This is a genomic window from Streptomyces sp. NPDC002446 (genome assembly GCF_053595675.1).
This window is the reverse complement of record NZ_JBSFYC010000021.1, coordinates 58,726-81,403: the sequence shown is the minus strand read 5'-3', so window position 1 is coordinate 81,403 and position 22,678 is coordinate 58,726. Positions and strand designations below refer to the sequence as shown.

At 69.7% G+C, this 22,678-nt stretch carries 15 protein-coding genes and 2 pseudogenes; 10 read left to right on the top strand and 7 right to left on the bottom strand.

Annotated elements, in window-relative coordinates; translation table 11 throughout:
• The first annotated feature begins 1 nt into the window (after nucleotide 1).
• From ACWD6P_RS14795 to ACWD6P_RS14785, 3 genes are all read left to right on the top strand, one after another.
• A complete protein-coding gene (locus tag ACWD6P_RS14795) occupies nucleotides 2-1,576 on the top strand; it encodes an alkaline phosphatase D family protein (RefSeq protein ID WP_451444468.1) in 1,575 nt (524 codons plus the stop codon).
• A gap of 83 nt (nucleotides 1,577-1,659) precedes the next feature.
• Nucleotides 1,660-3,057, top strand: coding sequence for an N-acetyltransferase family protein (locus tag ACWD6P_RS14790; RefSeq protein WP_451444467.1), 1,398 nt, complete (start codon nucleotides 1,660-1,662; stop codon nucleotides 3,055-3,057).
• A 138-nt stretch (nucleotides 3,058-3,195) separates the two neighbouring features.
• The gene (locus ACWD6P_RS14785) at nucleotides 3,196-4,890 is read left to right on the top strand and encodes a DUF885 domain-containing protein (protein ID WP_451444466.1); all 1,695 of its coding nucleotides are present in this window, start codon (nucleotides 3,196-3,198) and stop codon (nucleotides 4,888-4,890) included.
• A gap of 120 nt (nucleotides 4,891-5,010) precedes the next feature.
• Here the strand turns inward: ACWD6P_RS14785 and ACWD6P_RS14780 are convergent, their stop codons facing one another.
• Both ACWD6P_RS14780 and ACWD6P_RS14775 read right to left on the bottom strand, forming a co-directional pair.
• Complete coding sequence (locus ACWD6P_RS14780; RefSeq protein WP_451444465.1) at nucleotides 5,011-5,850, bottom strand: SDR family oxidoreductase; 840 nt, start codon at nucleotides 5,848-5,850, stop codon at nucleotides 5,011-5,013.
• Nucleotides 5,851-5,952: 102 nt separating this feature from the next.
• Entirely contained in the window at nucleotides 5,953-6,435 is a 483-nt protein-coding gene (locus ACWD6P_RS14775; RefSeq protein WP_451444464.1) for a rhodanese-like domain-containing protein, read from the bottom strand.
• 95 nt (nucleotides 6,436-6,530) lie between these two features.
• Between ACWD6P_RS14775 and ACWD6P_RS14770 the strand changes: the two genes are divergently transcribed.
• From ACWD6P_RS14770 to ACWD6P_RS14760, 3 genes and pseudogenes are all read left to right on the top strand, one after another.
• Entirely contained in the window at nucleotides 6,531-7,037 is a 507-nt protein-coding gene (locus ACWD6P_RS14770) for an Lrp/AsnC family transcriptional regulator (RefSeq protein ID WP_451444463.1), read from the top strand.
• Nucleotides 7,018-7,260, top strand: a pseudogene (locus ACWD6P_RS14765) (transposase); the annotation flags it as partial. The gene ACWD6P_RS14770 and the pseudogene ACWD6P_RS14765, both read left to right, overlap by 20 nt.
• 621 nt (nucleotides 7,261-7,881) lie before the next feature.
• The gene (locus tag ACWD6P_RS14760; protein ID WP_451444462.1) at nucleotides 7,882-8,454 is read left to right on the top strand and encodes a hypothetical protein; all 573 of its coding nucleotides are present in this window, start codon (nucleotides 7,882-7,884) and stop codon (nucleotides 8,452-8,454) included.
• Between the two features lie 304 nt (nucleotides 8,455-8,758).
• On the opposite strand, the gene ACWD6P_RS14755 is transcribed toward ACWD6P_RS14760, so the two are convergent.
• Together ACWD6P_RS14755 and ACWD6P_RS14750 are read right to left on the bottom strand one after the other, a co-directional pair.
• Nucleotides 8,759-9,886 (bottom strand): tetratricopeptide repeat protein, encoded by a 1,128-nt coding sequence (locus tag ACWD6P_RS14755; RefSeq protein WP_451444461.1) that lies wholly within the window; start codon nucleotides 9,884-9,886, stop codon nucleotides 8,759-8,761.
• Nucleotides 9,883-11,169: an AAA family ATPase gene (locus ACWD6P_RS14750; RefSeq protein WP_451444460.1), complete on the bottom strand. Its 1,287-nt coding sequence runs from the start codon at nucleotides 11,167-11,169 to the stop codon at nucleotides 9,883-9,885. Before ACWD6P_RS14750 ends, ACWD6P_RS14755 begins: the two co-directional genes overlap by 4 nt.
• A 27-nt stretch (nucleotides 11,170-11,196) precedes the next feature.
• Here ACWD6P_RS14750 and ACWD6P_RS14745 point away from each other — a divergent pair, with 27 nt between their 5' ends.
• Nucleotides 11,197-12,324, top strand: a complete 1,128-nt coding sequence (locus ACWD6P_RS14745) for an SGNH/GDSL hydrolase family protein (protein ID WP_451444459.1) — start codon at nucleotides 11,197-11,199, stop codon at nucleotides 12,322-12,324.
• A 107-nt stretch (nucleotides 12,325-12,431) separates the two neighbouring features.
• Nucleotides 12,432-13,217, top strand: a complete 786-nt coding sequence (locus tag ACWD6P_RS14740; protein WP_451444458.1) for a hypothetical protein — start codon at nucleotides 12,432-12,434, stop codon at nucleotides 13,215-13,217.
• Nucleotides 13,218-13,475: 258 nt separating this feature from the next.
• Here ACWD6P_RS14740 and ACWD6P_RS14735 read toward each other — a convergent pair whose 3' ends face one another.
• Nucleotides 13,476-13,961: a DUF4352 domain-containing protein gene (locus tag ACWD6P_RS14735; RefSeq protein ID WP_451444457.1), complete on the bottom strand. Its 486-nt coding sequence runs from the start codon at nucleotides 13,959-13,961 to the stop codon at nucleotides 13,476-13,478.
• Nucleotides 13,962-14,611: 650 nt separating this feature from the next.
• Between ACWD6P_RS14735 and ACWD6P_RS14730 the strand changes: the two are divergent.
• Nucleotides 14,612-15,695: pseudogene (locus ACWD6P_RS14730) on the top strand (hypothetical protein); the annotation flags it as partial.
• Nucleotides 15,696-15,970: 275 nt separating this feature from the next.
• Nucleotides 15,971-17,281, top strand: a complete 1,311-nt coding sequence (locus tag ACWD6P_RS14725) for a VanZ family protein (protein ID WP_451444456.1) — start codon at nucleotides 15,971-15,973, stop codon at nucleotides 17,279-17,281.
• Between the two features lie 594 nt (nucleotides 17,282-17,875).
• Here the strand turns inward: ACWD6P_RS14725 and ACWD6P_RS14720 are convergent.
• Both ACWD6P_RS14720 and ACWD6P_RS14715 read right to left on the bottom strand, forming a co-directional pair.
• Nucleotides 17,876-21,064 carry an AAA family ATPase gene (locus ACWD6P_RS14720; protein WP_451444455.1) on the bottom strand — a complete coding sequence of 1,063 codons (3,189 nt, stop codon included), beginning with the start codon at nucleotides 21,062-21,064 and terminating at the stop codon, nucleotides 17,876-17,878.
• Nucleotides 21,061-22,227: an exonuclease SbcCD subunit D gene (locus ACWD6P_RS14715; protein ID WP_451444454.1), complete on the bottom strand. Its 1,167-nt coding sequence runs from the start codon at nucleotides 22,225-22,227 to the stop codon at nucleotides 21,061-21,063. The genes ACWD6P_RS14720 and ACWD6P_RS14715 overlap by 4 nt, the downstream gene beginning before the upstream one ends.
• Nucleotides 22,228-22,678: the final 451 nt, after the last annotated feature.

The window sequence follows — 22,678 nt, the reverse complement described above, 5'->3', positions numbered from 1 at the left end:
GATGGCGCAGGGTTTCGTCGGCGGCTTCGGACGGCGGTCGCTGCTGCAGGGCACCGCGGCGGGCTCCGCTGCGCTGGCACTGCCCGCGCTCTCCTGCGCGATGCCGTCGCAGACCCGTAGTGGGCGGCCGAGCGCCGACTGGGGTGTGCAGGTGGGGGATGTGACCACGTCCTCGGGCCTGGTGTGGGTGCGGTCGGACCGGCCGGCCCGGATGGTGGTGCAGACCGCGGCGACCGAGTCGTTCCGCAACGCCCGTACCTGGCGCGGCCCGGTGCTCGGCGCGGGAACGGACTTCACCGGCGTCACCTCGCTGCACGGTCTGCCGTCGGGTGAGCAGGTCCACTACCGGGTGCTGCTGGCCGACCCCGACGATCCCCGGCGCACCGGCGAGCCGGTCTCCGGCACCTTCCGCACGGCGCCGGCCAACCGCCGCCAGGACGTCCGCTTCCACTGGTCGGGGGACCTCGCCGGCCAGGGCTGGGGCATCAATCCGGACCGTGGCGGCTACCGCATCTACGAGGAGATGCGCCGCCGGAACCCGGACTTCTTCCTGTGCAGCGGCGACAACATCTACGCGGACAACCCGATCACGGAGAAGGTGACCCTGCCGGACGGCCGTATCTGGCGGAACGTGACGACCGAGGAGAAGTCGAAGGTCGCCGAGACGCTGGCGGAGTTCCGGGGCGCGTTCCGCTACAACCTGCTGGACGGCAATCTGCGCCGGTTCAACGCGCAGGTGCCGACCATCACCCAGTGGGACGACCACGAGGTGCACAACAACTGGTACCCGGGGCAGCTGCTCGATGACGTCCGGTACACGGAGAAGGACGCCGATGTGCTGGCCGCGCGCTCGCTGCGCGCCTTCGGCGAGTACTTCCCGATCCGTACGCTGCGGCCCGACCGGGGCGGCCGGGTCTACCGCGTGGTGCACCACGGTCCGCTGCTGGACGTGTTCGTGCTGGACATGCGCCGCTACCGCAACGCCAATTCGCCGGGCCGGCAGACCGACGACCCGCAGGGCATTCTCGGCGCCGAGCAGCTGCGCTGGCTCAAGCGGGAGCTGTCCCGCTCGCACGCGGTGTGGAAGGTGATCGCCTCCGACATGCCGCTGGGGCTGGTCGTCCCGGACGGCAAGACCGACTTCGAGGCGGTGGCGCAGGGCGATCCCGGCGCTCCCCTGGGCCGTGAGCTGCAGCTGGCCGAGCTGCTGCGGCACATCAAGCACGCCCGGATCACCGGAACCGTCTGGCTGACGACCGACGTCCACTACACCTCGGCACAGCACTACGCGCCGGAGCGGGCCGCGTTCAAGGACTTCGAGCCGTTCTGGGAGTTCGTGTCGGGGCCGCTGAACGCGGGCGGGTTCCAGGCGCTGAAACTCGATGGAACGTTCGGGCCCGCGCAGCCGTTCATCAAGGCACCGGACCGTGCCAACACCTCCCCCGCGGAGAGTCCGCAGAACTTCGGCGAGATCGACATCGACGGGGCGAGCGGGGAGCTGACGGTGCGGCTGCGTCAGGAGGGGGGAGAAGTGTTGTTCAGCAAGGTGCTCCAACCGGGGCGGGTAGGACAGTAGAGGGCAATGCGCCGATTCCGTCTTTTACCCGTCGGACACAAGGTGTTGGCGATCAGGCAACAACGGTCCGCAAGGCTGTGTGCATGACTGAAGCTTCCTCTGCCAAATCCTCCCGCCGCCATCACTGGCGCCGGGACGTCGTCGAGCTGGCGGCCCTGTTCACGGCCGTCGCGGTGGCCGACGCGGCCGCCAACACCGTCGCGCACGGCCCGTCGGGCCCGGTGCTGCTGTGCGCCGCGGCGATGGCCCTGCTCGCCACGGCCGGCTTCCACGTCTGGTGGTCACGACGCCACGAAAACGCCCCGCCACCGACCGATACCGGCGCCGCGGCGCCGTCCTCCGCCGATCCGGCCTCCCGGGCCGGCGGCCAGGAGACGACGCTGTGGCGGATGCGGACCACGGTCCGTGACGAGCCGGGCAGTCTGGCCGCGCTGTGCACGGCGCTGGCCGCGCAGCACGTGGACATACTCAGCCTGCAGACCCACCCGCTGTCCGACGGGACCGTCGACGAGTTCCTGCTGCGCGCGCCCGGCCCGCTGGCGCCCGGCGAACTGACCCGTACGGTGGCCGGCGCGGGCGGCAGCCACAGCTGGCTGGAGCGGGCCGATGCGCACGACCTCGTCGACGCGCCGACCCGGATGCTGGGCCTGGCGACCCGTACGGCCCTGGACTCCGCCGAACTCCCCCTGGCGCTGCGGCAGTTGCTCGGGCGCTGCACGATCCACTCGGTGCCGGCCCGCTCGCTGACCGGCCAGCCGCTCGCCGAGCAGGTGCCCGCCGAGGGCGTGCTGGAAGAGCATGTGATGAAGTTCCGCGACCCCTCCGGGGGCTCGCTCACCATCGAAAGGCCCCAATTGCCCTTCACGCCCACCGAGTTCGCACGGGTGCGGGCACTGGTCGAGCTGGACACCCGGCTCGGCCAGCGGGTGCCGCGACGGCGTGATGTGCTGACGCTGCCGGAGGGCAACGAGATCACCGTCCGCCGCGCCGACACCTCCGACCTGGCCGCCGCCCGGGAGATGCACGACCGCTGCTCGCCGCGCACGCTCGCGCTGCGCTACCACGGCCCGGTCGGTGACGCGGACCGCTACCTCGGGCATCTGCTCAGCCCGCGGTTCGGCCGCACCCTGGCCGTCGAGACCGCGTCCGGACGGCTGGTGGCGCTCGGCCATCTGCTGTGGGACGGCGACGAGACCGAGGTCGCGCTGCTGGTCGAGGACGAGTGGCAGCAGCGCGGCATCGGAGCCGAGCTGCTGCGCCGGCTGGTGGCGATGGCGGCCGAGACCGGCTGCGAGAGCGTCTATGCGATCACCCAGGCGTCCAACACCGGAATGGTGGCGGCGATGCGCGGGCTCGGCCTGCCGCTCGACTACCAGATAGAGGAGGGCACGCTGGTGATCACGGCCCGTCCGACGGGAGTCCCGGCCCGGCACGAGGCGCGCGAGAGCGTACGTGTCCAGGACGGCACCGGCCGCCGCTGATCCGGGACGGCCCCGCGGCCGGCCGGGCGTGGTGGCGCCCGGCCGGCCGTGCCGTATGGCAATGGCGCCGTAAAGCGACAGGAACGTCCGGGCTATTGATGGTGACGCGGCGGGGTGATCCGTACGAGGATGGCCCGCATGTCCAACACCACTCCTTCCGGGGGCGGTTCGCTGCCCCGCCAGGTCGCCGACGCCTATGTCGACGCCCTCGTCGACCTGGACCCGATCACCGGTACCTTCCTCGGGATCCCCGAGAGCTCCGGCAAGCTCCCCGACTTCTCTCCGACGGGCCAGGAAGCGGTGGCCCAGCTCGCCCGTGCGACGCTGGAGAAGCTCACCGAGGCCGAGGCCCGGCCGGGCGCGGACAGCCCCGCCGAACGGATCTGCGCACGGCTGCTGCGCGAACGGCTGACCGCCGAGCTGGCGGTGCACGAGGCGGGCGAGGGCCTGCGCACGGTCAGCAATCTCAGCTCACCGCTGCACCACGTCCGGGACGTCTTCACCCTCACCCCCACCGAGACCGAGGAGCACTGGGCGGCGATCGCCCAGCGGCTGCGCGCCGTACCCGACGCACTGGAGGGGTACCGCGCCGCGCTCGACGCCGGCCGCAAGCGGGACATGCCCGCCGGCCCGCTCCAGGTCAAAACCGTCATCGGCCAGTTGGACGAGTGGATCGGCACCGACCGCAGCTGGTTCGCCGAGTTCACCGACCCGGGACCGGAGGCGCTGCGCGGCGAGCTGACCGCGGCCGCCGAGGTGGCGACCGGCGCTCTGGTGGAGCTGCGCGACTGGTTCCGGGACAGCTACGGCCCGGCCATCGCGGGCGCACCGGACGTGGTGGGCCGCGAGCGCTACACCCGCCTGGCCCGCTACTACAACGGCGCCGACCTCGACGCGGACGAGGCGTACGCGTACGGCTGGTCCGAGTTCCACCGGCTGCTGGCCGAGATGGAGGCCGAGGCGGAGAAGGTGCTGCCCGGCGCGAAGACTCCGTGGGAGGCGCTGGCCTGGTGCGACGAGCACGGCGAGGCGATCGAGGGCGTCGAGGAGACCCGTCAGTGGCTGCAGTCGCTGATGGACGAGGCCGTCGAGTCGCTGGACGGCACCCACTTCGACCTGGCTGAGCGGGTGCGCCGGGTGGAGTCGCGGATCGCCCCGCCCGGCACCGCGGCCGCCCCGTACTACACCCAGCCGTCGCTGGACTTCTCCCGCCCCGGCCGTACCTGGCTGCCGGCCATGGGCGAGACCCGCTTCCCGGCGTACGACCTGGTCTCCACCTGGTACCACGAGGGGGTGCCGGGCCACCACCTCCAGCTGGCGCAGTGGGTCCATGTCGCCGACCGGCTCTCGCGGTACCAGACGACGGTGGGCATCGTCAGCGCCAACGCCGAGGGCTGGGCGCTGTACGCCGAGCGCCTCATGGACGAGCTGGGCTTCCTGACGAACGCCGAGCGGCGCCTGGGCTACCTGGACGCGCAGATGATGCGCGCCATCCGGGTCATCATCGACATCGGCATGCATCTGGAGCTGGAGATCCCGGCGGACTCCCCCTTCCACCCAGGCGAGCGCTGGACGCCGCAGCTGGCGCACGAATTCTTCGCACGCCACTCCAGCCGCCCGGCCGACTTCGTCGAGAGCGAGATCATCCGCTACCAGGGCATGGCCGGGCAGGCGATCGGCTACAAGCTCGGCGAGCGGGTCTGGCTGCAGGGGCGCGAGGCGGCCCGCGCCCGGCACGGCGCGGACTTCGACCTCAAGGCCTGGCACATGGCCGCCCTGTCGCAGGGCTCGCTGGGCCTGGACGATCTGCTGAACGAGCTGTCCGCGCTCTGACCAGGCAATACGGGCGCGGCGACCGGCCACCGCAGAACGCTGCGGTGGCCGGCCGCCGAAGCCGCCCGGCTGCTGGCCGGCCGGGCGGCCGCGCACCCGACGTACGGACGGTCTGCGCCCTCAACGCCGGAAGCCGCCCTCGGAGTTGATGACCTCCCCGGTGATCCAGGCCGCCTCATCGGTCGCCAGCCAGGCGATCAGCCGCGCCGGGTCGTCGGGCGCGCCCCAGCGCCCGCCGGGGAAGCTCGCGGCGACCCGCTCGCGCAGCTCGCCGACCGCGTAACCGGTGTCCACGGGCCCCGGGTTGACGGTGTTGACCGTCACGCCGAGGCCGGCCAGGCCGGTGGCGAGGGTACGGGTCACCGAGGCCAGCGCGCCCTTGGCGAGCGCGTAGGCGACCTCCTCCGGCATACCGCCGCCCCGGTCCTGGCCGGAGGTCATCATCACGATCCGGCCGCCCGGCTCCTGCCTAGCGCGCCGGCGGGCGTAGGCCTGCACGAGGAGGACCACCGAGCGGGTGTCGATCGCCCAGTGGGCGTCGAGCATCGCGGCGTCGATGGCGCCGAGGGGGCCGTCGGCGCCGCTGAGCGCGTGGTTGGCGACGAGGATGTCCAGCCGGCCGCCGAGGGTCTCGGCCGCGGTGTCGACGAGGCGGGCGGGGGCGTCGGGGCGGGCCAGGTCGGCCGGCCCGTGGGCCACCACCGCCCCGGGGGCGGCGAGTTCGCGTACCCCCGCGACGACCGCCTGCGGACCGCCCGGGTCCGCTCCCCAGGGCTGCTCGGCATCGTGCGGCACATGGTGGTGCAGATAGACACCGGCGCCGTACGCGGCCAGCCGCCGGGCGACGGCGTATCCGATGCCGCCGCGCCGGCTGGCTCCGGTGACCAGCGCGGTACGGCCGAGCAGCGGCAGCGGGTCACGGCGCGGGACGTCGGCGGACGGGGTGCTGTCGTGGGTCATGACGCACCAGCTTGGCGGCCGTCCGCCCGGGGCGTCATACGCTTTTCGCGAAGGTGTCCCCAGTCTTCCCAGTCTTCCCGGTCTTCCCGGTCGGCCGGAGGCTCAGCAGCCGCAGTCCCCGCCCCCGACGGGCGCCGTCAGGGGGTCGGCCGGGCGGCGTTCCGTACCCTGCCAGGTCTCGACCTCGTACCCCTCGCGGATCCAGTACTCGATGCCGCCGAGCATCTCCTTGACGCGGTAGCCGAGGCTGGCGAGCGCCAGGGCGGCGCGGGTGGCGCCGTCGCATCCGGGGCCCCAGCAGTGGACGACGACAGGGACCGCCGGGTCCAGCAGCTCCTCCGCGTCCTGCGGGATGCGCGCGGTCGGCAGATGCACGGCGCCGGGTACGTGCCCCTGGTCCCAGGCCTCAGTGCTGCGGGAGTCGACGAGGACGAAGTCGGCGGCGCCGGCCACGAGCGCGGTGTGCACATCGGCGACGTCGGTGTGGAAGGCGAGGCGGGCGGCGAAGTACGCGGCGGCGTCGGCGGGTGCGGCCGGCGGGGTGGCCAGTACGGGGCTGGTGGGACGCGGTGTCTGTGTGATCATGGCCGATAATCTATGGTCCGCCGCTCACCCCCGGGAAGCGGTGATCACCGGCAAAACCCTTGATCATCCGGTGATTCCACTGCTAGACAGCACACATGACCGGTCATTCCCCTTATTCCCCTGACGCCACCGACTGGCGCATCCTCGACGTCCTGCAGCACAACGGCCGCGCGGGCTACGCCGAGCTGGCCCGCGCCGTGAGCATGTCCCCCAGCGCGGTCACCGAACGGGTCCGGCGCCTGGAGGAGGCCGGGGTGATCTCCGGTTACACGGCGGTGGTCGACCCCGAGCGGCTCGGGCTGCCGGTCCTGGCCTTCGTACGGCTGCGCTACCCCAACGGCAACTACAAGCCGTTCCACGATCTGCTGGAGACCACACCGGAGGTCCTGGAGGCGCACCACGTCACCGGCGACGACTGCTTCGTCCTGAAGGTCGCCGCCCGTTCCATGCGACATCTGGAGGAGGTCTCCGGCCGCATCGGCGCACTCGGCGCGGTGACGACCAGCGTCGTCTACTCCTCCCCGCTCCCCCGCCGCGCGGTCGGCACGGGCTCTCCCGCGACGGATCGCACCCTCGGGAGGGTTGAGCGCGCCGAGGCATAGGTCGCGTCCGCAAAGTAGTTGGTTCGTTGGTCTGTTCGTGGCGCGTCGTCATGAGCTGACTGATGAGTCGTGGGCGGTGACCGAGCCGTTGCTGGCTCCGTCGCGGATGGGCAGGCCGGTGCGGGACCGGCGTCAGGTGGTCAACGGGATTTTCTGGAAGCTGTCCACCAGCAATCCGCGAGGAACGGCCGCTATGTGGGTGCGGGATCGGAGCGGCCCGTTCCCCTGCGGACGCTGTTGGTTAATTCGGGGGCTCGCGTGACCTCGGTCGCCAAAACCGGGTCCAGTGCCAGAGAAAGTCCTGACCAGCAGGAACCCTTCGCGCACATGTGAGAAAATATGCATATCTCCATGGATTCCCCCGACGGGCACACAGGTTTCATTCAGCCAGGCACTGCTTAAATGCGAGCCCCGCCATGAACTTTCCCCGTCTGGAATTCGAACGGGTCGCGAGCTCATGGCGCGGCGTTCGCTCACGCGCTTGCACTGCGAACAATTAATCGATATCGACGTGCAGGGTGAACAACAAGCCACCAAGTCCCGTCAAGCTTACCGTTGACTTAATCATCAGGCATGCCTCTCTGGCACCTAGCGTGAAATTCTCCGCACGGGTAGCGGTCCAGAATTCGCCAACGTTCCTGGACCTGTTCCTACGCGCTGACGCGGCATCCCAGCTTCCCTGCCGGAAAACGGTGACGCATTCTCGACTCCGTCCCTCCGGTGGCGACTTAGCGCACTTCTGAAGTGGACATGCGTGTCTTAGCGTTTCCGGTGGATCAGGGAAGTTCTGTTCCGGACAACGCATTGTGCATGGCAGTCGTGCACCTCCGATAGAGGAGAACCCGTGCCCATCCGCACCTCGCGCAGGCTCCTGGCCGTCACCGCCGTCGCGTTCGCCCTGACGTGCACCGTGGTCGTCGCCCCGGCCCAGGCCGACCCCGCTGCCACCCGGGGCGTCCCCATCTCTCGACCGGTCTTGGTTGTCAGCCAGACGACTGACAACTACCTCCTGCCGGACAACACGACAGGGAAGCCCGACACTTATTTGCAGGTCTACGCGAACGAGGCGCCGACGTGGTCCAAGAATTGGCGCCTGGATCGGGTCGGAGGCACCTCCTCCGACCCGATCTTCACCTTCAAGAGCGACCCGGCTGGTGGCTGCGCGCAAGCGCGGGACGGTGTCGACACGGCGATCGACGTAAAGACCTGTGCCAGCGGGAACAAGAACCAGTGGTGGCACCTCAGGGCTGTCCGCGGCACGGACCCCAATGACCCGGACGTAGCCATTGTCCCGGACCGCAATGAGCAATTGGCCATTACTTCCGCAGGTCATGGCGATGCCATGGTTTATCTCCGGAGGATGTGGGGCGGAGAACCTTCACGGGCCCAGGGCTGGCGCTTCTACCCGGCGGTCTGAGGAACGGTCAACCGCCGGCAGGCGCGGATGTACCAGCGAGACAGCGTCGAGATGAACTCCTCGTCCCGGAGCAGTGTCCCAAGCTCGCCTCCGAACCCGGATCGCCAGACTGCCTTTCGGGAACGCGGCCCGCGCCACCCGCTCCGTCTCCGCCGGGATCTCCCCCGGCTCTCTGGCCACATCGACATCGACACCCACCCCATACGGCAACGTCGGTCTCCAAGACCACAACCAGGTCTTGGAGACCGACGTTATGCCAGGCCCCGAATTAACCAACAGCGTCCCCTGCGGCTCGGGCCGTTCTTCACCGGGTCTTCTTCCGGTCGAACCAGATCGTGGCGAACGTCGGCGCGAGCCCTGCCCAGAACAGCACCTGCGGCAACAGCCGGTCCGTCCAGGGGACTTCGGCGATCAGCAGGGCGCACACCATGGCCCAGGCCGCCTGGGTCAGCACTATGCGGGCCCACCGGCGGCGGCGTATCAGCGATTGCACGTTGAGCCGGACGCCGGCGCGCCGCCGCCGGTAGCGCAGCAGGGCGCCGACGAGCCAGATGGCGGTCGCCACCACGAGGTACCACAGGCGCTGGCCGAGCGACAGCGGCAACTCCCGCTGCACCTTGCCCTCAACGTCGAACAGGTCCATCCCCGACCCGGCGAAGGCGACGCAGAGCAGGGCGAGCCACCGCACCCCGCGCAGCATGCGGTACGTGGCCTGGTCGAGACCGCGTTGCATCTCGGCGGAGTCCGGTGCGGCCGCAAGCCCAGTGGCGTAGAGGTCGGCGGCCCGGGCGGCCTTGACGCCCGGTGCCTGGGCAGCCTTCTTGGTCTGCGCGGCCAGGGACTCGGCGTGGGTGGGGTCGAGTCGGAGGATGGCGCGTTCGAGCTGGTCGGCGAGGGCGTTGTTGAGCGAGAAGGTGGCGATCTGGTGGGCGATTTCGTGGGCGTAGACCTCTTCGGGGGCCAGTCGCAGCGCCTCCGCGGCCAGGTCGGTCGCCTCGCGGAGGACATGGTCGCGCTCGTGGGGCGGGGGGAATGTGGAGCCATTCGCCTGGAGATAACGGACAAGCGACATGCGGCATACGGCGTCCGCGAGCATCGCATAGCCGTACCAGTGCTGTGGGTCGGCCCGGACCGCTTCGCGCAGTACGGGCTCGGCCTCGCGCCATGCCCTGTCGGGTATGCGGGTCAGTGCCTTGGCCCGCAGGATGAGTGCGAAGAAGTCCTCCGGAGCCAGCTTGAGCGCCTCGTCAGCCGAGTGAAGGGCTTGTTCGGGCTGCTCCGTGTACAGGTGGCAGTAGCCGATCTTGACCCAGGCGCGTATGTCGCCGGGGTCCTCGGCGAGGTGCCGCGACAGCAGGGCCCGGGCCTGGTCGTAGCGTTCGAAATCGATCAGAGCCTGGGCCTGTTCGACGGTCGGGTTCAGTGTGGTCACAGCTTCCGCTTCTTCTTCAGATAGGCCACCAGGTCGTCGTACATCCCGCCGTCATTCGCGTACATCGCCACATTGCGGGCGGACGCGAACCACGGCTCCGTCGAGGGCGCGATCTGCCCCGCCGCGGCCAGCAGGTCCTTCATCCCGATCAGACGTACGGTCCCGGTACGGGCCGAGTCCAGCAGCGCGTGCTCGGCCGCGGCCTCGCACACATGGGCCAGATCGGCGCCGGACAGACCCTCGGTGGCCTTGACGAGCTTGCCGAGGTCGACGTTCTCGATGGGCCGCTCACGCAGGTGGTAGCGGAGAATCGCCTCCCGGGCCGGCCCGTCGGGCGGCAGTACCAGCAGGGTCCGGTCCAACCGGCCGGGGCGGCGCAGCGCGATGTCCACGTCCCAGGGCACATTGGTGGCGGCGAGCACGAACACGCCCTCGTTCGCCTCCGCCTCGACGCCGTCGAGCTCGGTCAGCAACTGGTTGACGGTGTTACGCATACCGCTGCTCTGGGTGCGGCTGCGCTTTCCGCCGAGCGCATCCAGTTCGTCCAGGAAGACCACGCACGGGGCCTGGCGGCGGGCAGTCTGGAAGAGCTCGTGCATGTTGCGCTCGGAGTTGCCGATCCACATGTCGAGTACGTCGTTGACCGACACCGACAAGAAGCTCGCCCCCAGCTCACCGGCGACGGCCCGCGCGATGAACGTCTTGCCGCAGCCGGGCGGCCCGTACAGCAGCAGCCCCCCGCGCAGACTCTTGCCGTACAGGCGGCGCAGCTCCGGATTGCGCAACGGCGCCAGAAAGGCGGCCTCCAGCCGCTCCTTGACCTCCTGCATGCCACCCACATCGGCGAGGCGGACGGCCCCGGGCCGCTCCACGTCCCAGGCGGCGGCGTCCCCAGGGTCGCCGCCGCCGTCAATGGTGAGCGGTGCCTCCACGAACCGGGGCGGCACGACATCGCCGACCTGGTCCTCGGCGGCGTGCCAGTCGAAGCCCGGGCCCGAGGCGGGGGCGGAAGGTTGGCCGGACACCGGAGCCTGCGGTGACGCAGGCAGGGCCGCTTCGCTGGGCGTGGTTGCCGGAGTACCTGTCAGGGCTCGGACCATCAACTCGCGTGCCTGGACATCACCGGGCGCGTGCTGCAACGCCACGGAAACCTCCCCCACCGCGGCGTCACCATGCCCGGCGCTCAGCAGCAGCTCGGCGAGGTGCAGCCGCAGGGGCACGTCATCGGGCGCCGCCGCAACGGCCGTACGCATGCTCTGTATAAGGGGGGATTCCGCCGACATGACTCACACTTTACGGAGCCCACGCGGGTGACTTGCGGTTGCCCTCGATGTGCTCTGCGCACAACGTGCTGTGAGGAAGCCACCTGGCCCGCCTTCGGCGAGGACGGGGACAGTGACGCCCATACTCCCGCCTGGCTTCCGTCACCGCACCCCAGCTCGCTCAGCCAGACTCCGCATCACCGTGGCCTGAGCGGTGTCCCTGGTTCGGGCGGCAAGCACGGCGATCACTACCCCGAGACCAACTACCGCAACAAGAAGAACGACAAGACCCGCGACGCCTGCCACCGCTCGCGCTACGCCTGGTCACGGCAGGCCACACTTCCCGGCGAGTCCCAGTCGATCGGATACCTCGACGACAACTCGAACTTCGACTTGGACTACCACCTCATCGCCTGCTCCGGAGCCCGCACCTACAACGTCCTGAGCAAGGTCCAGGAAAACGGCGGGGAACTTCCGCAGATCGACCAGGGCTACCTCGACAACAACAACACCCTGGTCACCATCTCCATCGGCGGCAACGACGCCCGCTTCTCAGACATCATCCAAAAGTGCCTGATCTCCTTCGGAGACGGCAACTGCAAGGACAAGTCGTTCGACAAACCGGACGACGCCGTCGGCGGCCGGGACAGGAAGTTCTTCGGACAGCCACTGGAGACCGCCGTCCCCGGCATCATCAACGAAATCGTCCGCCCCGACATCACCCAGACCCTTTACCAGATCCACGCGCTCGCCCCGAAGGCGAAGATCGCCCTCATGGGCTACCCGCCCCTGATCTCCGACAAGGGCTCCTGCCTCAACATCAGCATCATCGGCCTGCCCACCATAGGTCTGTCCGAAGCCTCCGCCGCCTGGCTCAACAGCACCGCCGACACCCTCGCCGGCGCCATGCAGGGCGCAGCCGACGACGCCAATAAGCAGGGCATACCTGTCTGGTTCTCCAACCCCAAGAACGACTTCGTGAATCAGGCGGTATGCGGTGACCCCGAACAGGTCCACGGCATCGTGAAGACCCTCACCGCATCCGACGATCCGATCAGGGACTGGCCCCTCATCAACAAGTACGGCCTCTCCGCCCAGTCGTTCCACCCCAAGGTCGGCGGAGCGTGCCTCTACGCGAACTCCCTGGAACGCACCATGGCAGGAATGGGCCTGTAACCACACCCACCCACGATCGGCCGTGGGCATCCCACACGGGGTGCCCACGCACCGGTATGCGTACCTGTAGGGATAGACACAACCAACCGCATGGACACAATGACCCCATGACCGTGAAACAGGCGCAGAACGCCGCAACCGCCATACGCAACGCCGTAAAACGCCTCTTAGGATTCCTCTCCGTCCTCCTCATCTTCGCCCTGACCGCCTGCTCCTCCCAAAACCGCGCCACCAGCCCCAAAGAGATACGCAGACTCGCAGGAAGCACACAGGTCGAAGAATCCCGGCACAGGGCAGAGAAACGCCTGCGATCCATCGCAAACGCCTACGACAAGAAAACGCCCCTCACCCTGGCCCTGGTCACCGTGGACGACATCTGCTCAGGCGGAGCAGCGAAACAGTGGTTCTTCCAGGCCGGCGACGACCAGTACAAGATCCGCTGCGCCCTGCGCCTCACCGCCTACTACGGCGCTGACCCCCACCACATCGGAGACGTCCTGGACGGCATCTTCACCGTCGGAGACCACTACTCCACCGACGGCGCCCCCGGAGACACCATCCCGTTCCACCACGACTACTACCGCAAGCACCTTATCGACTACTACCAGGGGCGCGGCCCGAACCCGACAGGCCCGCATACGCCGGAACCAGCCCAGGTGTCCAATCCCTCACAGACCTTGTCATGGGACACCGTACGCAGCAGCCACAGGAAGCTGGTGCAAGAGCCCGGCCCGTGCATGAAAAACGATCCACCGGTCACGCGATGCCTGCGCGAACCAGCACAGCAGACGGTCGCCGACATACGCAAGCAATTCGGAATGGTGTTCAAACTGGAATTCCCGGTCACCGACTACTACAAGGTCTCCAAAAAGGGTGAAGTACTTATAAGTTAGAGAGCCCTTCACGCGCACTCCACCCCATCAGTTCGGCTACCGCACCCACGTTGCCTGCCACCCGCCAGTCACCGTCCCCGAGATCCGCTGGCCCACCCCGCCCTACACATACACCTGCGGCATCGCGATGACCGTTTCATTGATGAAGGAGACCAGCGCACGCCTGCGGGCCCTCCAGGACGGCCTCGTCCAGGAAGTCGCGCGGCGACACACAGGAGTCGCGGAGGACAGTCGCTCTGCGCGGGATCTTCGTCGGCGCTATTTCGCGGGCATCACGAAGGTGAGCGATGCCGGTCCGGTTCCGTCGTAGTAACTGACCGTTCCCCCCTTGCGCGGAACGTCAAGGACAATGTCCCCGGTTACAGCCTCGCCAGGGTGGTACGTCGTATCGACACTCTGCGTACCAGTGGAGTCCATCGTGGCGACCCCCTGCACAGCCGTGCCCTTGTCCTCCCACTTCATCTTCCCGTACGGGTGGAAGCCACCATCTTTACCGCCGGTATTGGTGACTTCCACGGTGACCACGGCATATCGCCCCTTGGGCTTTACCGCACTGACCTCCGATGCTGTCACATACTTGACGGCGTGAAAGGTGACGGACATCGTCGTCTTTGCCCCGGAAGAGATATCAACAGCGTTGTAAGAGACCGTCTTTCCTACGGAAACGACTGGTGTCTCGACTTGCTTCTGGGGCGCCTGTGTGGCCTCCTCTCGCTTCGGCACTGACGAGTGCGGCGGTTCCACGGGCCCATCCTTTGACGACGAACAGCCAGTCACAAACGCTGTGATACCTAACGCCGCCACGACGAACGCAGTGGCGTGGCGAGATGGGCGCATAACGTCCCCCAGGTTCCAGCGGACCCCCTGCCCGCGAGTGAGCGCACTGTACGGCATGCGGCGCGACGGGTTCAGGCGACGGGCTTTACTGATCCTGCCGCTCTCGACGCGTCCCGCCACCTCGCGTCCCCAAGCAGGGCACCGACCACAGGGCCGAGCACGGAGATGGCAACGCGGGGCGGCCTCCACGGTCTGCTCGGTGCCCGGCAAGAAGCCCACCATCTGCGCGGTCTCGTGGTCGGTGGCGGCATCGTCGCCGGGCTTGCGGAGATCGCGAAAGAGGGCAACGAGTACCAGCGCGCCATCAATGAGGGGGGTGCTGTCACCGGCGCGTCCGGCCAGGAGATGGTGCAGGCCGCGGCGAGGGCCCGTGAGCTCGGCGCCGACCTGAAGATCCCCGGTACGTCTGCGGCGAAGGCTGCGGACGCGAAGTTGGAGCTGGCAAAGGCCGGCCAGACCTCCACGTCGTCGATCGCGAATGCGCGGTCGGCGAAGCAGGTTGCTGCCGCCGACAATCTGAGCGCGGCGGACGCGTCGCAGTATCTCGGTGACGTGATGGACCAGTTCGGTCTGTCGTCGAACAACGCGGGCCGACCCTACCCACCATCTACGCCGCCTGGCTCACCGGTACCGAACTCCATCTCCAGCTCGCCCACAGCGCAGGTCAGCCGCCCGCTCCCTGGACGTTGGGCCAAGGGGAGATGTTCTGGCGTCTGGAACGCGCAGCCGTGCCGCAGCTGCCGCAAGAGGAGGGCAGCGCTGCCCCGTATCCCGGCTTGGTGAGCCTCGGCACCCTGGAGGGCTCGCGCCTGCTGCTCAACCTCGAAGCCGTGCCTGGCCTCGTGTCGCTATCGGGCGCCCCCACGGCCCGCACCGCGGTCCTGTCCTCAATCGCCGCTGAACTCGCGACCAATGGCTGGTCCGACCGCATGACCGTCACCCTCGTCGGCTTCGGCGATACCCTCCCCGCTCTCGCGCCCACCCGGCTCCGCCACCTGCCCGACGTGGCCGCTCTGCTCGAAACCATGGACGCCGAGACCGATCACCGCCGCCGCGCCCTTGCAGCGGCCGGGCACGACACGATCCTCACCGGCCGTACCGGCCGTACCCAGCACGCCCAGTCGGCGCCGCATCTGGTCCTCCTCGGCGCCGAGCCCACCCCGGAAGAGGCGCAGCACCTTGGCGAACTCGCTGCTGACTCCGGTCGGCTCGGCATCGGTTATCTTCTGGCCACGACCCAGACAGATCTGCCGGGCGCCAACTGGCAACTGGAGATCACCCCCGAGGGCCGCCTTGTCGCCCCGCTCCTCGGCCTGGACCTCGCCGCCCAGCTCCTCCCCGCCGCACAACACGACGCTGTCGTCGAACTCTTCGCTCAAGCCGCGCCCACCGACGACGGTCCTGGCCCAGCGGCGCCGCCCCTCGCCGTCGACCTCACCGGTCCCACCCCACCCGCGGTCTACGCCCGGATTATCGGCTCGTACGAGATCACCGGCCTAGACACCCCCGACGACGAACGCAGCGCCCTCCTGCAGGAAGCTCTGGCGCTCCTCCTCCTGCACCGCGAAGGCGTCCACCCCCGCGTCCTGGCCTCCGCCCTCTGGCCCCGCCGTCACCCAGGACGTCCACGACGCCCTCATCGCATGGCGCAATTCAGCCGAACGTAACATCGAGAGATTCATCAAACCCCTTGAGTGGCTGGATGACTCCCGAGTGGCCGATTCCTTTTGGGCAATGCCCCGGCGCCGTCGATGGTTGAACATGGTGACTTAAGTCACTGAACGCCGTATCGCTAAAAGATCGCTTGCACCCGAGGGTTAACACCATGTGGGCGGATGGCAGGAGTTACGAGACGCCTTACATCAAACAGCTCTGCTAAAACACCCCTCCTTCCGCCCTCTTGAAAGATATACCTGGTGATTGAAGCATCTATCGGCGCACTGCCCGGCCTGATACCGGCATTTCTCGTCATCGCAGTAATGCTAGGCATTCCGTCAGTTATGGTAGCGAAGGCTAAGAGCCGGAGTATCGGCCTTTCGCTGCTTTTCGCGGCGGCTCTGGCCGGCGTGCTCGCCGTAACGCTTATGCCAGGTGGAGGAGGTTCAGGGCAGGCTGGGATTTGTGATACCGGCCTGCCCATGCAGGGCTTTCTGGGCTCCGAGTCAGCGCGTCTCAACGTACTGCTGTTTATCCCTCTGAGCTGTCTCGCAGTACTCCTCTTCCGGCGGCCGATCTTGGCTCTTTCCGGAATGTTGATGTTGACGTGTGGCGTTGAGCTGGTCCAATCATGGACAGATCTGGGGCGCGCGTGTAGCTACGACGACATCAAGGCGAACGCACTCGGCAGCCTTCTCGGCGCCTTCCTCGGGATCGTGATCTCGTGGGTTCAGAAGCGCCGCTCGCCTTTCACGCGGGCAGATGCCTTGTGGGGTATCTGCGCCGGTGCGGTAGGTGTCCTCATCCTTGCGGCATCGTTCGCCTTTACTGTCGAGCCAGTTCACCAAGAGGCGAAATCGCAGCGCATGCACGCAAACATGAAGGAAATGCGTAAGCAGGACGCGTGGCTGCAAAAGACAGTGAACGACCTGTACGGCAAGGAAACGCAGATCACGCAGTCCACGAGCGAAAAGTTGAACGGCGGACGTTGGCGACTCAAAGCAGAAACAGCGCGTGGAGACGTTACTGCCTTGTGGCCGGACCGAAAGCTCGAAAGCTTCACCTCGAAGATGGGCGCAGGCGACACCGGTTCACTCTCCGCAGACGAGATACGGGCGGTTGGTGATCGATTCGCTAAAAAATGGTTTCCCGATGAGGTGGCAGGCGCCAAGGTCACCTACAGAACCATTCACCAAAGGAAAGGGCCACGCATACTGGTCTACCGCCGTTATGTGGATGGAGTGATGATGCCGATGCGACTGGACATGACTGTCTCGCCTGCTGGTCGCATCACGGCTATGGCTGCGCGAAGCATCCAAGATCCGAAACTTCAGAAGACCACCGTAACGAAAACTGTAGCGAAGAAGCAGGCGGAACACATTGCGGGAAACGCAGATGCGGTTCCCGTCAAGCTGCTTGCTCAACGAGTCAACCACGCTTGGCGACCTGTCTGGATGGTTTCCCTGGTGCGGGGTCCCGAGCGAAAGGTGGAGTCAACGGTCTTCATTGACGCTGTGACGGGTGACGAAGTGACGCCGGAACCCATCGGAGATGGTGACTTGCAAGGCTGACCATATGCGCCAACGCCAGCCACGGGACGGTCAACTGAATGCACCAGGGCCATTCTCTTTACAGCTCGCTCTCGCCTCCTGATGGGCCATTGTCCGGGGCATGCGCCGATGTGCGGCTGCGCGCCGTCCGAGCAACCGACCAATCATCGACAGCAATGAGCGGATAGGCGACTTCCTTGTGTCAGCGGGGTCGCCAGCTTCTGGCAGCCTCGGCCGACACCGTGAACCACCTCACCCGGCATCTCCCGAGAAGGCCTTCCGACCGGCCGCAGCCACGCAGTCGACTCCGACCTCGGCTCGTGTCTCGTCGGTGCGTAGAGTTCCCAGAGTTCGCCAGCCCCAAGCGGATAGCTTCGGTAGGCAGGCGCGAGTGATGGCCGACGGGAGGGGACCCGGCACCCTCCCCGGCCAAGCCGAATGCATCGAGCACGGCTGCTACCACCGCATCGGCCCCCACGGCTACGAACCCTGCAACGCCGACGACCCGGCGCCGAGCACGACCACAACCGCCTCTACCGCGAATGCCGCTGGGATCCCGCAACCGAGAGGAATCCACCCTGACGAGCCGCGATGTGCCGGCGGTTCGAGCAGCGGTCAGAAGGCGTCGTGTACGCGGTGGCGGACCGACGACCCCGCCCGGTCCTTGACGACCTCCAGCTGGGCTGGGATGCGCGACTTGAGGTCCGCGACATGGCTGACGATGCCGACGCTGCGGTCGCGTTCGCGGAGGGAGTCGAGGACGTCGAGGACCTCGTCGAGGGTCTGTTCGTCGAGGCTGCCGAAGCCCTCGTCGATGAAGAGGGTGTCCAGGCGGGTGCCGCCGGCCTCGTCGGTGACGACGTCGGCGAGGCCGAGGGCCAGCGCGAGCGAGGCGAAGAAGGTCTCGCCGCCGGAGAGGCTGGCGGTGTCCCGCTCATGGCCGGTCCAAGCGTCGATGACGTGCAGGCCGAGGCCGGAGCGCCGGGCGCCGCCGGCGCGTTCGTCGGAGTGGACGAGGGTGTAGCGGCCGGCCGACATCCGGTGCAGCCGTGCGCTGGCGGCGGCCGCGACCTGTTCGAGCCGGGCGGCGAGGACGTAGGACTCCAGGCGCATCCGGCGGTCGTTCTCGGCGGAGGTGCCGGAGGCGAGCGCCGCGAGCCGGGCGATGCGGTCGTGGTCGGCGCGCAGCGGGGCCAGTTGGCGGGCGTCGGCCTCGGCGCGGGCGGAGAGCCGGTCGAGCGCGGCGCAGCGTTCCCGGGCCGCGGCCAGCGTCGTCGCGGCGGTGCGCAGCCGTCCGGCCGCGGCCTGGTGCACGACGTGGGCGGCGTCGGGGTCGGCGGGCGGCTGCTCCGCGGCGGCGCGGGTCTCGGGGTCCGCCAGCTCGGCCGCCACGGCGGCCGACTCGCTCTGCCAGTCGTCGAGCCGCCGCTGCAGGGCTCGCCACTCCTCGTCCCGCAGCAGCGCCTCGGCGGCGGCCCGCGGGGTGGCGAATCCGGCCCGGTAGGCGGCGTCGGCGGCACCGGCGTCGGCCTCCTTGAGCCGCTGGGCGCAGGAGTGCGCCGTACGGGACGCCTCCGCCGCGGCGGCCAGCAGCGCCACCTGCCGCTCCAGCCGCCCGGCCCGCTCGGCGACGCTCGCGCACTCGCCCCGCGCCCGGGCCAACTCCTCTTCGAGGGCGGCCCGTTCACGGTCGAGCGCCTCGCGGTGGGAGGTACGGGCGGCCGCCCGGCGCTCGGCCTGCTGCTGCTCGGCCCGGCGGCGTTCGTGCTCCCGCTCCGCGCGCGCGAGCGCCTCACGGGCGGCGTGGAGGTCGGCGCCGCGCGCATGGTCGCGGGCGAGCCCGGCGCGCAACTCCTCGACCTGTGCGGCGAGTTCGGCGGTCGGGGTGTCCCCGGACGCGGCGGTGGCGCCGGCCAGCGCCTCCTTGACGGACTGCCAGCGAGCCTCCGTCTGCTGCCGGGCCTCCTCGGCCCGGCGGTGCGCGGCCAGCGCGGCCTCCTCGGCCGCCCGGTCGACATGGCCGGCGCCGGCCCGCGCCGGGTCGGGGTGCTCGGTCGCGCCGCACACCGCGCACGCCCGGCCGTCGCGCAGCCCCTCCGCGAGCTCGGCGGCGATCCCCCGCAGCCGGCGCTCCTTGAGGTCGAGCCAGTGCTCATGGGCCGCCGCGGACCGCTCCCTGGCGGCCAGCAACTCCCGTTCGGCTTCCTGGACTTCCTCGCCGAGCCGGTCGCGGCGGCGGGCCGCGGCGAGCCGTTCGACGGCCGGGTCCAGCCGGGCACCGAGCTGTTCGGCCCGGGTCGCGGCCTCCTGTGCGCCCTCGATGCGCTGCTGGTGGGCGCGCCGGGCCTCGTCCCATGCGGCGAGCCACTCGGCGGCGTCCAGCAGCGTCTCCTCGTCGGCGCGCGCCTCGCGGTCGAGGGAGGCCCGCTCCAGGGCGAGGTCCCCGGCCCGCCGTTCGGCCCGCTGGGCCGCCGCGAGCGCCCCCAGCTCCTGCCGCAACTCCCGTTCCATCGAGGCGAGTTGGTCGCTCCCGGCGTCCGCGAGATCGGGCGGCAGCGGGGCCCTGCGCTGCCGCTCGGCGCGCTGCGCGGCGTCCAGCTCGCGCCAGGCGGCATCACGCAGCGCGAGTGCGGGCGCGGCCTCGGCGGCCGCGCGGGCCCGCGCCAGCCGGTCGCGGGTGTGCTCGCGCTCCTCGGCGTACGCGTCGAGCCGGGCGGCCCGGCGCCGGGCGTCCGCGTACCGCTGCTGGAGCCGGCCGCGCTCGCGGGCCTGATCCAGCCGGCGGGCCGCCGACTCCTCCGCGGTCTCCGCGGCGCGCACCGCGGCCTCGGCGACCGCCAGCCGCTCCCGTGCGCTCACCCGGGCGACGGCGGCCCGCACCAGCACCGCGTCCGCGAATCCCGGATCCCCCGGGCCGGCGGCGGCCGGATCCTGCGCCGCCGCGGCCGGACGGCTCCGCCCGCCGCGCCCCGCGGCACCCGCCTGCCCCGGCACGGTCGCGGTCGCCGGCGCGGCGGCCCGCCCCTGCGCCGGCAGCGACGGGGCCGCGAGGTCCGCGATCCCGGTCAGCCCGGCGAGGTCGGCGCTCTCCCCGGCCGCCTGCGCCATCCGGTGCGCCAGCGCCAGCAGCCGCTCGTCGCCCGCCGCGACCTGCTCCGCGGCGGCCTTGCGGCGCGCGTTCAGCTGCTCTTCGAGCGCGGCGAACCGCCGGGTGTCGAAGAGCCGCCCCAGCAGCCGGGCCCGGGCCTCGGCATCGGCCCGCAGAAAGCGTGCGAAGTCGCCCTGCGGCAGCAGCACGACCTGGCAGAACTGCTCCTTGCTCATGCCGAGCAGCTGCCCGATCTCCTCCCCGATCTCCTGGTGCGAGCGGCTCAGCGCCTTCCACTGCCCGTCCACACCGGCACCGGCACCGGCACCGGCACCGGCACCGGCACCTGAGGGTACGAACTCCCGCAGTCTGCTCTGCGCCTTCTCCTTCGTCGTACCGCTGCCCCGCTTCTTGGGGCGGTGCTGCTCGGGCAGCCGGGTGATCTCCAACCGCCTCTCGCCCACGGTCAGTTCGAGGACGACCTCGGTGAGGGTCAGCGGGTCCGCCAGGTCGCTGCGCAGCGCCTGGCCGCTCTGCCGCGCCCCGGGCACCGATCCGTACAGCGCGAAGCACACCGCGTCCAGGACCGAGGTCTTGCCGGCGCCCGTCGGCCCGTGCAGCAGGAACAGGCCGTCGCGGGTGAGCCGGTCGAAGTCGACGGTCTGGGTGCCGCCGAACGGCCCGAAGGCGGTCAGCGTGAGCCGGTGCAGCCTCACCGGGCCACCTCCGCCGCCAGGTCGTCGACGCGCACCTCGTCGATCGCCGAGCGCAGTTCGGCCCGCTCGTGCTCGTCGGCGCCGCGGCCGGACCGTACGTGCTCCACGAAGTCCTCGGCGATCTCCTGGTCGCTGCGGCCGCGCAGCCGCTGCGCGTACGACGCCAGCGAGCGGGCGGGCCCCTCGTCGGGGTCGAAGACGAGGCTGAGCAGGTGCGGGAAGCGCCGGGTGAGCCGGGCCATCGGCTCGTGCGGGCGGGTGGAGTCGGTGAGCGTCGCCTCCACCCAGGAGTCCTCGTACCGGGCCAGCGCGGGGTCGTCCAGCAGCTGCTCCAGCGGTCCGCGGATACGGGCCAGCGGCCGCGGGACGGGGGCGTCCACCCGCTCCGCGCGCACGGTGCCGTCCGCGCCGAGGTCGACCAGCCACGACGACTTGCGGTGGCCGGCCTCGGAGAAGGAGTAGGCGAGCGGTGATCCGGAGTAGCGGACCCGCTCGGTGAGGGTCTGGCAGCCGTGCAGATGACCCAGCGCGGCGTAGTCGACGCCGTCGAACACCGCCGCGGGCACGGAGGCGACCCCGCCGACGGTGATGTCCCGCTCGCTGTCGCTGACCGCCCCGCCGGTGACGAAGGCGTGCGCGAGCACCACGGAGCGGGTCCCCGCGGGGCGGTCCGCGAGGTCCGCCCGCACCCGGTCCATGGCCGCGCCGAGCACCGCCGCGTGGTCGGCCCGTGCCGCGCCGAGGGTGTCGCGGACCATGGCGGGTTCGAGGTACGGCAGTCCGTAGAGCGCCACCGGGCCGTGCGCGTCGGTGAGGACCACGGGCGTGCCGCAGCCCGCCGGGTCGGTGCGCAGATGGATGCCGGCCCGCTCCATCAGTCCGGAGCCGACGCCGAGGCGGCGGGCGGAGTCATGGTTGCCGGAGATCATGACGGTGGGGACGCCGAGCTCCGCGAGCCGGTGCAGCGCCTCGTCGAAGAGCTCGACGGCGGCCAGCGGCGGCACCGCCCGGTCGTAGACATCGCCCGCGACCAGCACCGCTTCGACCTCCCGGGCGCGCACCGTCTCGATGAGGTGATCGAGGAAGGCGCGCTGCGCGGTGAGCAGGTTCACACGGTGGAAAGACCGTCCCAGATGCCAGTCGGAGGTGTGCAGAAATCTCAAGAAACAGCTCCGACCTGCATGTTTTCCCCTCCGTAGGCTGACCGGTCAGCACGAGTCTACGAGGAATCACGGTCGGTTTTCGTCGTTCCGCCACTCCGTACGGACCCACGGACGGCGATACCCTGTGCGCCGACGCATCCGTCTCGGCGCACTCTCCGGGAGCCGCCGCCCGGGGCCGGCCGAGGCCCGCTGCCGCCGGCCGGGGCAGCACACCTCTGACAGAGCACGCCGTACAGCCAGCGCTCTCGCCCCGCCGGCAGCCCGGCGCTCGCCCACGGCACCCGGCTCCCGCACCGCGCCGGGCGGCGAGCCCGCCGCCCAGCGACCGATCGCGAGGTAGATCGTTCGCCGATCACAAATGAATACCAACCGCCGCAGAGGTGAATCGAGATGGAATCATTCCGGCCAGCAGTGGGCAGTGTGGCTCGGCCTCCCACGTCTGCCACAGCAC

Coding starts and splice junctions, on each gene's coding strand:
- ACWD6P_RS14795 (WP_451444468.1), top strand. CDS start 2: ATGGCGCAGGGTTTCGTCGGCGGCTTCGGACGGCGGTCGCTGCTGCAG.
- ACWD6P_RS14790 (WP_451444467.1), top strand. CDS start 1,660: ATGACTGAAGCTTCCTCTGCCAAATCCTCCCGCCGCCATCACTGGCGC.
- ACWD6P_RS14785 (WP_451444466.1), top strand. CDS start 3,196: ATGTCCAACACCACTCCTTCCGGGGGCGGTTCGCTGCCCCGCCAGGTC.
- ACWD6P_RS14780 (WP_451444465.1), bottom strand. CDS start 5,850: ATGACCCACGACAGCACCCCGTCCGCCGACGTCCCGCGCCGTGACCCG.
- ACWD6P_RS14775 (WP_451444464.1), bottom strand. CDS start 6,435: ATGATCACACAGACACCGCGTCCCACCAGCCCCGTACTGGCCACCCCG.
- ACWD6P_RS14770 (WP_451444463.1), top strand. CDS start 6,531: ATGACCGGTCATTCCCCTTATTCCCCTGACGCCACCGACTGGCGCATC.
- ACWD6P_RS14750 (WP_451444460.1), bottom strand. CDS start 11,169: ATGTCGGCGGAATCCCCCCTTATACAGAGCATGCGTACGGCCGTTGCG.
- ACWD6P_RS14740 (WP_451444458.1), top strand. CDS start 12,432: ATGACCGTGAAACAGGCGCAGAACGCCGCAACCGCCATACGCAACGCC.